Origin of the sequence: Bacillus sp. Root920 (assembly GCF_001429445.1) — a bacterium.
Lineage (GTDB): Bacteria > Bacillota > Bacilli > Bacillales > Bacillaceae > Bacillus > Bacillus safensis.
The window spans coordinates 1,594,548-1,606,774 of record NZ_LMJV01000001.1; the positions used below are offsets into that span (position 1 = coordinate 1,594,548).

16 protein-coding genes are annotated in these 12,227 nt (G+C 40.4%); 13 read left to right on the forward strand and 3 right to left on the reverse strand.

The window, feature by feature from the left end:
- Window positions 1-12: 12 nt before the first annotated feature.
- The 3 genes from dapD (at window position 13) to ASE42_RS07770 (ending at window position 2,229) form a co-directional block, all read left to right on the forward strand.
- Window positions 13-723, forward strand: coding sequence for a 2,3,4,5-tetrahydropyridine-2,6-dicarboxylate N-acetyltransferase (gene dapD / locus ASE42_RS07760; protein ID WP_008347987.1), 711 nt, complete (start codon window positions 13-15; stop codon window positions 721-723).
- 82 nt (window positions 724-805) lie between these two features.
- Window positions 806-1,936, forward strand: a complete 1,131-nt coding sequence (locus ASE42_RS07765) for an N-acetyldiaminopimelate deacetylase (protein ID WP_056766328.1) — start codon at window positions 806-808, stop codon at window positions 1,934-1,936.
- Between the two features lie 50 nt (window positions 1,937-1,986).
- Window positions 1,987-2,229, forward strand: coding sequence for a YkuS family protein (locus tag ASE42_RS07770; RefSeq protein WP_024424725.1), 243 nt, complete (start codon window positions 1,987-1,989; stop codon window positions 2,227-2,229).
- Between the two features lie 22 nt (window positions 2,230-2,251).
- Here the strand turns inward: ASE42_RS07770 and ASE42_RS07775 are convergent, their stop codons facing one another.
- The gene (locus tag ASE42_RS07775; protein ID WP_024424726.1) at window positions 2,252-3,061 is read right to left on the reverse strand and encodes a mechanosensitive ion channel family protein; all 810 of its coding nucleotides are present in this window, start codon (window positions 3,059-3,061) and stop codon (window positions 2,252-2,254) included.
- A 271-nt stretch (window positions 3,062-3,332) separates the two neighbouring features.
- On the opposite strand from ASE42_RS07775, the gene ahpA reads away from it, so the two are divergent.
- The 3 genes from ahpA to rok all read left to right on the forward strand — a co-directional run bounded on the left by ahpA (window position 3,333) and on the right by rok (window position 5,470).
- Complete coding sequence (gene ahpA, locus ASE42_RS07780; protein ID WP_003211758.1) at window positions 3,333-3,875, forward strand: biofilm-specific peroxidase AhpA; 543 nt, start codon at window positions 3,333-3,335, stop codon at window positions 3,873-3,875.
- An 82-nt stretch (window positions 3,876-3,957) separates the two neighbouring features.
- Window positions 3,958-4,416: a TlpA family protein disulfide reductase gene (locus ASE42_RS07785; RefSeq protein ID WP_024424727.1), complete on the forward strand. Its 459-nt coding sequence runs from the start codon at window positions 3,958-3,960 to the stop codon at window positions 4,414-4,416.
- Window positions 4,417-4,897: 481 nt separating this feature from the next.
- The gene (gene rok, locus ASE42_RS07790; protein ID WP_025092353.1) at window positions 4,898-5,470 is read left to right on the forward strand and encodes a transcriptional regulator Rok; all 573 of its coding nucleotides are present in this window, start codon (window positions 4,898-4,900) and stop codon (window positions 5,468-5,470) included.
- Window positions 5,471-5,517: 47 nt separating this feature from the next.
- Here rok and ASE42_RS07795 read toward each other — a convergent pair whose 3' ends face one another.
- Window positions 5,518-6,435, reverse strand: a complete 918-nt coding sequence (locus ASE42_RS07795) for a hypothetical protein (protein WP_056766329.1) — start codon at window positions 6,433-6,435, stop codon at window positions 5,518-5,520.
- Window positions 6,436-6,520: 85 nt separating this feature from the next.
- On the opposite strand from ASE42_RS07795, the gene ASE42_RS07800 reads away from it, so the two are divergent.
- Genes ASE42_RS07800 through moaD form a run of 6 tightly spaced genes read left to right on the forward strand, consistent with a single transcriptional unit; the run spans window position 6,521 to window position 10,656 of the window.
- On the forward strand, window positions 6,521-7,102 hold the full coding sequence (locus tag ASE42_RS07800; RefSeq protein ID WP_041117250.1) for a molybdenum cofactor guanylyltransferase: 582 nt from the start codon (window positions 6,521-6,523) through the stop codon (window positions 7,100-7,102).
- Window positions 7,103-7,132: 30 nt separating this feature from the next.
- Window positions 7,133-8,149, forward strand: coding sequence for a ThiF family adenylyltransferase (locus ASE42_RS07805; RefSeq protein WP_056766332.1), 1,017 nt, complete (start codon window positions 7,133-7,135; stop codon window positions 8,147-8,149).
- A 9-nt stretch (window positions 8,150-8,158) separates the two neighbouring features.
- Window positions 8,159-9,436: a gephyrin-like molybdotransferase Glp gene (gene glp, locus ASE42_RS07810; RefSeq protein ID WP_056766333.1), complete on the forward strand. Its 1,278-nt coding sequence runs from the start codon at window positions 8,159-8,161 to the stop codon at window positions 9,434-9,436.
- Window positions 9,418-9,942: a molybdopterin-guanine dinucleotide biosynthesis protein B gene (gene mobB, locus ASE42_RS07815; RefSeq protein ID WP_056766870.1), complete on the forward strand. Its 525-nt coding sequence runs from the start codon at window positions 9,418-9,420 to the stop codon at window positions 9,940-9,942. The genes glp and mobB overlap by 19 nt, the downstream gene beginning before the upstream one ends.
- Window positions 9,939-10,430: a molybdenum cofactor biosynthesis protein MoaE gene (locus tag ASE42_RS07820; protein ID WP_056766335.1), complete on the forward strand. Its 492-nt coding sequence runs from the start codon at window positions 9,939-9,941 to the stop codon at window positions 10,428-10,430. The genes mobB and ASE42_RS07820 overlap by 4 nt, the downstream gene beginning before the upstream one ends.
- Window positions 10,423-10,656, forward strand: a complete 234-nt coding sequence (gene moaD, locus ASE42_RS07825; RefSeq protein ID WP_024424733.1) for a molybdopterin converting factor subunit 1 — start codon at window positions 10,423-10,425, stop codon at window positions 10,654-10,656. The genes ASE42_RS07820 and moaD overlap by 8 nt, the downstream gene beginning before the upstream one ends.
- A 47-nt stretch (window positions 10,657-10,703) precedes the next feature.
- Here moaD and ASE42_RS07830 read toward each other — a convergent pair whose 3' ends face one another.
- The gene (locus ASE42_RS07830) at window positions 10,704-11,081 is read right to left on the reverse strand and encodes a hypothetical protein (protein WP_024424734.1); all 378 of its coding nucleotides are present in this window, start codon (window positions 11,079-11,081) and stop codon (window positions 10,704-10,706) included.
- A gap of 517 nt (window positions 11,082-11,598) precedes the next feature.
- Between ASE42_RS07830 and ASE42_RS07835 the strand changes: the two genes are divergently transcribed.
- Window positions 11,599-12,225 carry a YIP1 family protein gene (locus ASE42_RS07835; protein WP_056766338.1) on the forward strand — a complete coding sequence of 209 codons (627 nt, stop codon included), beginning with the start codon at window positions 11,599-11,601 and terminating at the stop codon, window positions 12,223-12,225.
- Window positions 12,226-12,227: the final 2 nt, after the last annotated feature.

The following is a 12,227-nucleotide window of genomic DNA, read 5'->3' on the forward strand; positions in this document are numbered from 1 at the left end:
GGACATACATACATGAAACAAATGGACGCTAATGAAATTATTTCATTTATTCAAAATAGTACAAAATCAACACCTGTCAAAGTCTATATAAAAGGTGACTTAGAAGGTATTGAGTTTGGTGAACATGCAAAAACATTCATCACAGGAAACACTGGAGTTGTTTTCGGTGAGTGGAGCGAAATTCAAGAAGCGCTAGCATCTAACAAAGATAAAATTGAAGATGTTGTCGTGGAAAATGACCGCCGCAACTCTGCAATTCCGATGTTAGATTTGAAAAACATTAAAGCCCGTATTGAGCCAGGGGCAATCATTCGTGACCAAGTTGAAATCGGTGATAATGCAGTCATTATGATGGGTGCTTCTATTAATATCGGTTCTGTGATCGGCGAAGGTACGATGATTGACATGAACGTGGTGCTTGGCGGCCGTGCGACAGTAGGTAAGAACTGTCATATCGGTGCTGGATCTGTTCTTGCAGGAGTTATTGAGCCGCCGTCTGCTAAACCAGTTGTTGTAGAAGATGACGTTGTCATCGGTGCGAACGCTGTTGTTCTAGAAGGCGTGACAATTGGTAAAGGTGCAGTAGTAGCTGCTGGTGCAATCGTTGTAAACGATGTAGAGCCTTACACAGTTGTAGCAGGTACACCTGCTAAGAAAATCAAAGACATTGATGAGAAAACAAAAGGTAAGACTGAAATCAAACAAGAACTGCGTCAGCTTTAATTCATATAATTCGCAGCTGAAGACAAAGACGTGGATGAGATATCCACGTCTTATTCGTATAGAAGAAAGGAAGTGAGTTCACTTGTTAAATCGTGAGCAATTAATATCCATTCGAAGAGATTTACACCAAATCCCTGAGCTTGGTTTCCAAGAATTTAAAACACAAGCGTATCTCATTCAGCACCTTAGTACCTATTCAAAAGATCGAGTTGAGATTGAAACGTGGCGAACTGGGCTTTTTGTGAAAGTGAAGGGAACAAATCCAACGCGCGTATTTGCTTATCGTGCAGACATGGACGGTCTGTCTATTCCTGAGGAAACAGGGTATCCATTTGAATCTGTGCATGAAGGAAAGATGCATGCATGTGGACATGACCTTCATATGACCATTGCACTTGGTATCATTGATCATTTCGTCCATGAACCGATCAAAGAAGACGTATTATTTATCTTCCAGCCGGCAGAAGAAGGTCCAGGCGGAGCTGAACCGATGCTTGCAAGTGATGTATTGAAAAAATGGACGCCAGACTTTATTACAGCGCTGCATATCGCACCTGAATATCCTGTTGGAACAATTGCTACGAAGCCTGGTTTGTTATTTGCCAATACGAGTGAGCTTGTGATTGAGCTTGAAGGAAAAGGCGGACATGCTGCATATCCTCATTTAGCCAATGATATGGTTGTTGCTGCAAGTGCACTTGTAGGTCAGCTGCAATCGGTTATTTCGCGTAATGTCGACCCCCTTGATAGTGCGGTCATTACAGTCGGTACAATTACCGGTGGAACGGCTCAAAATATTATTGCGCAGCATGCAAAGCTTGACGGTACCATTCGCACACTATCCCCAGAGTCTATGGACAAGGTGAGAAAGAGAATTGAAGCATTGGCAAAAGGCATTGAAATTGGCTACGAATGCAAGGCAACCGTTCGATATCCTTCATCTTATTACGAAGTGGACAATTCAAAGGATTTGACTGAGGAATTTATGTCATATGTAGCCGAAGAAGGGCTAGCAAATGTGATTGAATGCAGAGAAGCCATGACAGGAGAAGATTTTGGGTACATGCTGAAAAAGTATCCCGGCTTCATGTTTTGGTTAGGGGTCGATTCAGAATACGGCCTGCACCATGCAAAGCTCCAGCCTGATGAAAACGCGATTGAAACAGCTGTGAATGTCATGACGGCTTATTTTAAAAAGCAAGCTGGCGAATGAATAATCGAGCTGCCTCCTGTACACCTTATGAACAGGAGGTGTTCTTGATTATGACAAGAATTGGTGTAGAACAATCTTTATCCGATGTAGAAGAACTATTGAAGCAAAAAGGGTATGATGTCGTACGTATTCAAAATGAACAGCAAATGGATCAGTGTGACTGTTATGTCGTCACAGGACTAGATTCAAATGTTCTTGGCATTTCAGACACAACAACAAAGGCATCTGTTATTACAGCATCAGGTATGACGGCTGATGAAATTTGTCAAGAAGTAGAACAGCGTGTTCAATAAAACAAGAAAAAGAACCGGTAGATTATGATCCCGGTTCTTTTTGCTCTTTTTCTATATCGAGTACTTCTTTCATTTTTTTGCGCAAGATTCGTTCCACTCGCCATTGCTCCATTGTTTCAGTTTTCGCTATGATGCGCAGCACAAGGGAAGAGGAACCGAACGCCTCTACGCCGACAACTTGAGGACCTTCGATAATTTGCGGAGTTTCCTCCCGCACTTCATCACAGGCAGCTTGGAGGGCTGTGATCATCTGATCCACATTTTCATCCGGTGACAGCTCAATATCAACGAGTGCCTGCATCGTCCCTCTAGAATGATTGCTCACATTCAGTATGCTGCGATTTGGAATGAAATGAAGGGTGCCGTCAAAGCTTCGAAGCTGCGTGGTTCTTAGGCCAATTTGTTCGACAATCCCATCGAAGCCAGCGACCGTTATATATTCTCCTACATCAAATTGTTTTTCCAATAATATAAAGAATCCAGTCACAATATCACTCACTAACCCTTGAGCGCCAAAACCGATCGCAAGTCCCACAACGCCCGCACCTGCCAGCAAAGCGGTTGGGTTATAATGAAATAAGTCGAGGATCATCACAACTAGAATAAAAATCAATAAGTAGGCGAAAATATTTAACGTCAAACTTTGCAGTGTCTGAGCTCTTGATAAAGAGACTTCATGCTTTTCAGCGAATGTTGAATAGGCGCGCTTAATCATCTTGTTTCCTATGGCTCTGATGATAAAGTAAATGGCAAAAATGGCGACTAGTTTTAGCAAAATCATACTGCTATTGAGGATAATGGAAACCCAATCTACTTGTTGAAATGCTCTCATAATCTTCAAAACCTTTCTATGTATGCTCTAAAAGAGAAGCTAATCATTTGTTCCCTTATGCAAGTCATGTTAAACTTTTGATAAGTAGAGCAGGAATTGTGACAAATCGTTAATTAAATTTATTATTAATTAATATTGACTAAAAATCGCATAAGTATTATAATTGTAATTGTGAAGTTATTAACTAAATGAGAATTTTAAGTTTTGATTCTCATTTTATATACAGCTAAGAAGACTGTATAAAGATATTATTTTTTGGAGGGATTTACATATGGCAGAGCGTTTTGTAGGAAAACAAGCTCCACGTTTTGAAATGGAAGCAGTACTTGCTAACAAGGAATTTGGTAAAGTAAGTTTAGAGGAAAACATGAAGAATGACAAATGGACAGTTCTTTTCTTCTATCCAATGGATTTCACATTTGTTTGCCCAACTGAAATTACAGCAATGAGCGATCGTTATGACGAGTTCGAAGATTTAGATGCAGAAATCATTGGTGTATCTACTGATACAATCCACACGCATCTTGCTTGGATTAATACAGACCGTAAAGATAATGGTCTAGGTGAATTAAAATACCCGTTAGCTGCTGATACTAACCACACAGTATCTAGAGAATACGGCGTTTTAATCGAAGAAGAAGGAATTGCTCTTCGCGGTTTATTCATCATTAACCCAGAAGGCGAACTACAATACCAAACAGTATTCCACAACAATATCGGTCGTGATGTAGATGAGACATTACGTGTTCTTCAAGCATTACAAACTGGTGGACTTTGCCCAGCGAACTGGAAACCTGGTCAAAAAACACTTTAATTGATAACTGAAGAAACAGGAGGGTCTAACTGATGTTAGACCTTTTTGTTTCGACACATACAATGGATGGAGGCGCTTCATAATGAAATTACGTCAACCAATGCCAGAACTAACTGGTGCAAAAGAATGGTTAAATGGAGAAGTAACAAAAGAAGATTTGATTGGTGACAAACCAACATTGATTCATTTCTGGTCAGTCAGCTGTCATCTTTGTAAAGAGGCAATGCCTCAAGTCAATCAATTCCGTGATGAATACAAGGATCAACTAAACGTTGTGGCAGTTCATATGCCTCGTTCAGAGGATGACCTAGATCTAGAAAAAATCAAAGAAGTTGCGAAAGAGCATGAAATCACGCAGCCAATCTTTGTGGACAGTGATCATCACTTAACAGAAGCCTTTGAAAACGAATATGTACCGGCATATTATGTATTTGATAAAACAGGTGCTTTACGCCATTTCCAAGCCGGCGGAAGCGGAATGAAAATGCTTGAAAAACGTGTCAATCGAGTGCTTTCTGAGTCTGAAAAGGCTGCAGAATAAGCTTTTCCCCCATAAATGGGGGTTTTTTCATGGACAAAAATAAGAAGCATATGGCTTCGGATGAGTTTTTATGTAGGTGTTATTCCTAAGAAAAGAGAAAATGAGGGAGTTTATTAAAAAATATCCCTGAAACAAAAAGGTATAACGACCTATTTACATTTTTGTTTTGAAATGAAAATGTAAAGATTTTAACTTTTTACTATTCAGAACGTTTTTGCACAAAAGAAATTTCAGTTAGGTAAATAACTATATAAATCAAGTAGTATAAGCGTTTATTCAATTTTTTTACAATATTTTAAGATTTGTCAAAAGCCTATAGTGGCAATGAAATGGGTGCCGATTTTTCCTCTTTGGCAAAATTTTAGTTGAAAATACCTATCTGTTAGTAAACTGTAAAATGATAAAAAAATAGTTGATAAAATTAGTTTTCTAATCTAATATTTACTATAGAATATTTTTTATATGATGAGGGGGAAATCCATTGTTTAATGAGAGGGAAGCGTTACGTTTACGATTGGAACAATTAAACGAGGCAGAAGTAAAGGTCATCCGTGAATATCAAATTGAGCGAGATGCGATTTATGCAAAATTAAGAGAATTAGACCGTCAAGGAACAGGTCTAGTGTCAGATACAAAAAAAGAAGTACGTACAGAGAGAAAGACGGATTCACTGCCTGTATTAGCTGAGCTTGCTGCGCAAGAAATGAGAAGCTACCAGCAGCCGGCACAAACACAATCATCATCTTTAGGAACAGGACAGCTAAACGGTGCACCTGTAGGTATTCCTGAAGGATCGACAAGACGCAGAAGAGGCACAGCTCGTCCTGGCTCTAAGGCAGCGAAGCTTCGTGAAGCTGCGATTAAAACGTTAAAACGTCATAATGCAGCGATTAAAAGCTCAGAGCTTCAAAAAGAGATCGAAAAAGAGAGCGGTCTTGAAATCCCAAATATGACAACGTTTATGCAAAGCTTAATTAAAATGTACCCTGAAGTGAAGAAGCCTTATCGCGGACAGTATATTTTAGAAGGCGACATTCAAACAGAAGACGAATAAATAAAAAACTGCTGAGCGTAAAAGCCAGCAGTTTTTTATTTCGAGAATTACTTCTTTTGATCAACTGTATAGACAATTTTGCGTTCCTTGGGCAGGTGATCACGCTGTTTTTTGAAGCTGTCGATTTTGACTGTCATGACCTCTCCATTACGCTGCACTGCATCAACGTGTTCCTGAAGTGTTTGAACTTGTTCGTTGAGTTTCTTCAAGATCGGTTCGATTTCTTCTGTCGTTTGCAGGATCCGGTCTCGTGAGAATGGCTGTGCATTTGTTTTTTCTGACTGGTCAATATCAGCAAAATGAGATGCGATCCATTCTTCGCTTTCTGCTAACTGTTTTTGATAGCTTGTGAGCGTTTCGTAAAAAATCGCTTCTTTTGCTTTTTCTATTTGCAGCAATTTCTCTTGTGTTTCATAAAAACGCTCTTGAAGGTGTCTGACGCCTTCCTGTAATACATGAAACTCTGCATTTTTATCGCTCAATGTTTGCTGCAGCTTCTCAATCACTGCGGATAAAGTATTTCCTTTTTTCTCCTCTTTTGCAAGCTGTTTATCTTGATCCTCTATCCGCTCATTTAATTGTTGAGAGATTTCCTTATATTTGACAACTTTCAAATGCAGCCTGTGTTTTTCTTCGGTTTCTTTTCTTCTATGATAGGTTTCCTTTTGCAGCATCTCATGGAGAAGGACAATTTTATGTAATAATTCTGATTTGCTGTAGGAGAGTTCCTGTATTTTTGAGGCAGCATCGTGTTGATCATTGGTCATTTCATCCAATTGTTGTTTTAATTGCGTGAAATCCTTTTTCATCTCATGATATTCTTGAGTTAACTTCTTATTTTTAGAATACGTATATGAGGACTGTAAATCAGAGATCATTTGTTGATATTTGGCAGTTTCAGCTTTTAAGTATAAATTCTCTTGAGATAAATCATGGAATAGGGGAGAAGCATGGCGCCTGTTCATCGATAGACCCTCCTTATTCATGTTACCAATAAAGTATGCGAAAGGAGTGCGATTAGAACAACCATATCAAAGGAGGACTTAGAGGATGCACGTAGTGAATGTCATTTTAGCTGGAGGCGCTTCCAGACGCTTTGGAGAGCCAAAGGCAAGTCATATGTATCAAGGGAAACCATTATATGAGCATGTGAAAGAGCAGCTTTTAGAAGGGCAGACGGTTATCATCAGCCATCCGTCGCTTCTTCCTTTTTTCAAAGCAAGAGGTGAACAAAGTGTGTGGTTAGATGATGAAGAGGTGCGCGGATGCGGACCGCTTGCCGGCATATATACGGCGATGCAAAAGCAAGAGGCAGAATGGTATTTAGTAATGGCATGTGACATGCCTTTCATACGGAAGGAAACGGCGGAAGTATTATCGTCCTATTGCAGCGAGCACGCAGATGCCATTATCCCGCTTGTTCAGGGCAGATTACAGCCTTTGTCTGCGCTTTATCACCGCCGCTCTCTGCCGTTTATTCGCGCGTGTTTAAAAGAGAATCAATTTGCCGTCAAGGACTTGCTTCAAAAGCTTCAAGTGCGTATCGTTTCAGAGGAAGAACTGAACGTGACATCAAATGAATTTCGTAATATCAATAAAAGAAGCGATTTACCTGAAAACGGTATGATATGATACATAAAAAACGGTGAGGAGAGAACAGCATTGAATGACCGATATTCAAGACAAATCTTGTTCCCTCCGGTTGGGGAAAAAGGACAGCATGCGCTGGTTGAAAGTCATGTTCTGATCGTTGGAGCCGGTGCTCTTGGTACCGCCTCTGCGGAAGGGCTTGTTCGGTCTGGCATTGGTACGCTTACGATTGTCGATCGTGATTATGTGGAATTTTCAAATTTACAGCGGCAGCAGCTGTACACGGAACATGATGCAAACGCACATGTGCCAAAAGCAGCAGCGGCAAAAAAACGTCTCGAGCAGATCAATCATGAAGTGACGATACACGCCCTGATTGAAGATGCAGGGGCGGAGCTGTTAAGGCCGTTATTCCAGAGAGCAGATATCGTCATTGATGCAACAGATAATTTTGAGACAAGAATGGTGATGAATGATTTATCACTAGAAACGAAGACGCCGTGGATATATGGCGCTTGTGTGAGCAGTCAGGGGATGTATATGACCATATTGCCAGATAAAACGCCATGTTTATCATGTGTGTTCACGGCAATGCCTGTTGGCGGCTTGACGTGTGATACAGCGGGAATTATTTCACCTGCTGTTCAAATGGTTTCTGCTTATCAGCAAACAGAAGCACTCAAATATTTAACAGGGCATGAAGAGCAAATCGAGCGGAAATTTGTCACGTTTGATCTTTGGCAGTCTACATCATTTAAAATGGATTTATCTCGCACTAAAGAGAAGACCTGTCCAACTTGCGGCACGGCAAGAACCTATCCTTATTTACATGATCAGCGTAAAAAATCGACGGTCCTTTGCGGACGTGACACCGTTCAAATTGTATCGAAGGATTTAGCAAAACTATCATTTCAGTATATGAAAGAGCGGCTCTCATCTATATGTGAGGTGGAAGTAAACGACTTCTTAATCCATGTACGCTACGAAAACTACCGAATGGTCTGTTTCAAAGGGGGACGTGCATTAATCCATGGAACAAATGATGAAAAAGAAGCCAATTCATTACTAGCAAGACTGCTAGGGATATAGGAGTGATGTGTGATGGAAAGACGGCAGCCAATACCAGTAGAAGAGGCCATAAAGAAAGTCCACCAATACGAAAAACATGGAGAAATAGAATGGATCCCTTTAAAAGACAGCCTTGGACGGTTTATTGCAGAAGATATTTTGGCAGACCATGATGTTCCGGCATTTGATCGTTCTCCGTATGATGGCTTTGCGCTTCGGGCAGAAGACACAAAAGAAGCGTCAAGTGCGCATCCAGTTGAATTCGAGGTCATTGATCATATTGGTGCAGGAATGGTCTCAGCAAAAACCATCGGTCCCTTTCAGGCCATTCGTATTATGACAGGAGCAAAAATTCCAAATGGCGCAAATGTCGTCATCATGATTGAACTGACGAAGACTTTTGAAAAAGGCGGCAAATCATTCATGTCACTGAAAAGACCGCTGAAAAAGGGAGACAATATTTCTCGTCAAGGAGAAGAAGTACTTAAAGGAAACGTGATGGTCAAAAAAGGAACAGATGTCACTCCTGGCGTCACGGCTCTATTGGCGACATTCGGATATGCGGTAGTGCCAGTTGTCAAAAAACCGGTGATTGGCATTATCTCAACAGGCACAGAGCTTCTTCAAGTAAGTGATGCCATGGTGGACGGCAAAATTAGAAATAGTAATCTTAGTATGGTCTATGCGCAAGTACTTGAGGCCGGAGCTGAGCCGCTTGATTTAGGCGGAGTCTCCGATGATTTTGACAAAAGTTATCATGCAGTAAAAGCAGCCATGAGCAAGGTAGACATTCTGATCACAACAGGCGGTGTGTCAGTGGGCGATTTTGACTTTCTGCCTGCCATTTATGAAAAGCTGGGAGCCAAGGTCCTGTTTAATAAAGTAGCCATGAGACCTGGAAGTGTGACGACTGTGGCTGCAATGCCGAATGGCCAATTGCTGTTTGGGCTGTCCGGAAACCCTGCTGCCTGTTTTGTGGGCTTTGAATTATTTGTGAAACCGATCATTTATAAATGGTATAGGAAAGAAAATCCGTTTCCCGCTTTTGCTGAGGCGAAACTCACACATGATTTTCCAAAAGCCAATCCGTTCACTCGTTTTGTGAGGGCGGCCCTTCAATTCACTGGCAGTCAGATCAGTGTGACTCCAACAGGTCTTGATAAATCAAGTGCAGTGACCTCTATTGCAGAGGCTGACTGTTTCATCGTGCTGCCTGGGGGAACAAGAGGTTTTCAAGCAGGTGATCAAGTTGATGTTCTGCTGTTTCAGCACAAAGGCGGTGGGTCTCCATGCTGGATGACAAATTAAGCATATTACAGGTGGTCGGTTATCAAAATAGCGGCAAGACCACGTTGATCGAAAAGCTCTGTCAGCTGGCTGAATGTGAAGGGCTGAAGCTAGGCTGCTTTAAACACCATGGACATGGCGGGACACCAGATCGTCTTTTCAAAGAAAAGGATACTGATCGATATATTCAGGCAGGTGCATATGCCGCAGGTGTGGAAGGAGAAGGTGAATTTCACTTTTCGATGCAGGGCTTCACGTTAGAGCAGCTGCTCAACATGTGTCAGCATCTTCCGTTAGACGCTGTTCTTATAGAGGGGTACAAACAGGCGCCTTATCGCAAAATCGTTTGTGTCAAGAATGAAGAGGAGCTTAATGACCTTTCAACTCTTTCTAATATACAAGCAGCTATTTATTTTTCTCAAGAGGATCCATTAACCGAAAATTACCCGTTTCCTGTGTTTTCAGCTTTTGATAAGCGCGGGATGACATTTGCTTTTCACTTATTGAAGGGAGGCGGCACGTTTTGAGCGAACTTTTTAAAATAACAAAAACGCCGATTGAGGTAAACGAATTGATTCAGCATGTGACAAGACGAAAGGCAGGAGCGATTACAACGTTTATCGGGACGGTCAGAGAATGGACAAACGGCAAGAAAACATTGCGTTTAACCTACGAAGCATACATACCAATGGCTGAAAACATGCTAAGGCAAATTGGACAAGAAATGAAGAATCGGTGGCCTGACACTGAAGCTGCGATTGTGCACCGAATTGGAACACTTGAGATAACCGATATTGCTGTTGCGATCGCCGTTTCGTCTCCTCATAGGAAGGCTGCCTACGAAGCCAATGAATATGCTATTGAACGAATCAAGGAAATCGTTCCTATTTGGAAAAAAGAATATTGGGAAGATGGAGAGGCCTGGATAGGTGATCAGCTTGAAACGGTTTCATATCCAGAAGGTAAACCTAGCCATCTTCAACTTGCAGAGAAAGAAGGTGATCAGCATGATTAATGTGTTATTGTTCGCCGGCCTTGCTGAGAAGGCCGGTAAACAACAAATCATCATTCAAAAAGATCAAACAACGGTTGATGAGATTAAAATAGAATTACAGGAGGTATATGGTGTTGATGCTGCACAAAATGTAATGGTTGCAGTCAACGAGATATATACGAGGGGAAATGCTGAAGTGCGTAGCGGGGACACTGTTGCACTCATTCCTCCTGTAAGTGGTGGATAATAGATATTAGAGGATTTGGTTATGGCCACCCGGCTGTAACCAATTTTTTATGTGTGAAAAGTTTGTAGAGGTGCTTGGGTGTGATCTTCGTAAATAAAACATCCCCTTCTTGCTTTAGAAATGTGAGGATCGAGCTGCTGAATGAGATCATACAATTCGCTGATTCGTCTCACATTGAAATCTGTTTGAGCTTGAAGCTGTTCCTTTAATTCTTTTGTGCTCACAATGCTTCCCTTTTTCTCTTTAATAATATCTACACATCTTGCAGCGTAGTATATTTTGTCGTTAGAAGGTCTGCTTTCTTTCATATCAAGTAATTTGAGCTCATGATAAATCGATTCTCTTTCCTTTCGAAAGTATTGCCATGCTTCTTGTTCCTTTTCATACAGTAAAATCAATTGCATTTTCAATTTTTCTCTTAACATTCACTTGACTCCATTTCCACTATCATTTAACCTACCTCTATTTTACATTATATGAAAAAATAACTTTTGATCAAGTAAAATCCCTTTATTTTTAATTTTTTAATATGAAAGTATTGATACTAAAGACTTATTTGTTCTGTAAAAGAAACCAATCATAGTCCTATAAAGCCGGGATTTGCCGAAATTACTAGGATTATTTTAACAAAAAATTGTTGTGTCTATGTAAGACCATGCGAATCCAAAAGAAAAGGATATTTATTCCGAAAGACATATTGTTTACTTAATAAAATGTTTTTAAGTCAGTAAAAGCACGATTCTTGATATGAATATGGTCGGATCATGAGGTCATTTGAAGGGTTTCATTCGTGAAAATAGAATAATAGATAAAATTTTTTCTCAACGAAAATAAGAAAATTAAATGATCGATCACTTATTGGCAATCTTTTGATAAAATAGAAAGAAAAAGAGCGTCATTGTGCGTTTGCATACTTGCTTGACATAGAGAGGATGACATTTGATGAAAGAAAACATGCAAAAACCTACGATCATTGGAGTGAGCACAAGACCATCAGAGCACCTGAAAAGAGTATGGGAACATCCAGTTGTTTGGTGGCCTTTATCTTGTGTGCTTATTTTAACAGTCGTTGTGACTTATTTGTCTGAGCTCGTAAATAAGGGAATGTGGGCAGATTTAAGTTTGCCGGTACCTGTTGTTTATGTGGTGACGCTCATTGGTCTGGTATTTGGCATTGTCATCAATGCAGCTATATATAAGTTCATCGTATTTTTAGCGAAAGGTGATGCATCATTTCGGCAGTTGTTTTCAGCGGTCCTGTTCATTACGCCCGTTACGATCATTGGGACGATTATTTCTCATTTGGCAGTCATCCTTTTTCATGTTCCAAAAGACATCACGGTTACCTCGTTAAACGCGCTCATTCGAATTTCTGGTCCATGGCAGGCGGTGTTAGCCAATATCGATCTTTTTGTGATCTGGAATCTTGTTTTAACAGGCTTTTTATTCATTCGAGTTGGGCGTATATCACCGAGAATTTCTTGGGTGATTATAGGCGTTTTTTATATCTTATCGTTAATTTTTAAATATGTAGGAACTGCAATTAACATATCAGTAAGCTGGGGGTAGAA

Excerpts from the sequence above, each read along its gene's own strand:
- ASE42_RS07770 (WP_024424725.1), top strand. The coding sequence starts at position 1,987 with ATGACAAGAATTGGTGTAGAACAATCTTTATCCGATGTAGAAGAACTA.
- ASE42_RS07835 (WP_056766338.1), top strand. The coding sequence starts at position 11,599 with ATGAAAGAAAACATGCAAAAACCTACGATCATTGGAGTGAGCACAAGA.
- ASE42_RS07785 (WP_024424727.1), top strand. The coding sequence starts at position 3,958 with ATGAAATTACGTCAACCAATGCCAGAACTAACTGGTGCAAAAGAATGG.
- dapD (WP_008347987.1), top strand. The coding sequence starts at position 13 with ATGAAACAAATGGACGCTAATGAAATTATTTCATTTATTCAAAATAGT.
- ASE42_RS07800 (WP_041117250.1), top strand. The coding sequence starts at position 6,521 with ATGCACGTAGTGAATGTCATTTTAGCTGGAGGCGCTTCCAGACGCTTT.
- ASE42_RS07775 (WP_024424726.1), bottom strand. The coding sequence starts at position 3,061 with ATGAGAGCATTTCAACAAGTAGATTGGGTTTCCATTATCCTCAATAGC.
- ASE42_RS07795 (WP_056766329.1), bottom strand. The coding sequence starts at position 6,435 with ATGAACAGGCGCCATGCTTCTCCCCTATTCCATGATTTATCTCAAGAG.
- mobB (WP_056766870.1), top strand. The coding sequence starts at position 9,418 with ATGCTGGATGACAAATTAAGCATATTACAGGTGGTCGGTTATCAAAAT.
- ahpA (WP_003211758.1), top strand. The coding sequence starts at position 3,333 with ATGGCAGAGCGTTTTGTAGGAAAACAAGCTCCACGTTTTGAAATGGAA.
- moaD (WP_024424733.1), top strand. The coding sequence starts at position 10,423 with ATGATTAATGTGTTATTGTTCGCCGGCCTTGCTGAGAAGGCCGGTAAA.
- ASE42_RS07830 (WP_024424734.1), bottom strand. The coding sequence starts at position 11,081 with ATGTTAAGAGAAAAATTGAAAATGCAATTGATTTTACTGTATGAAAAG.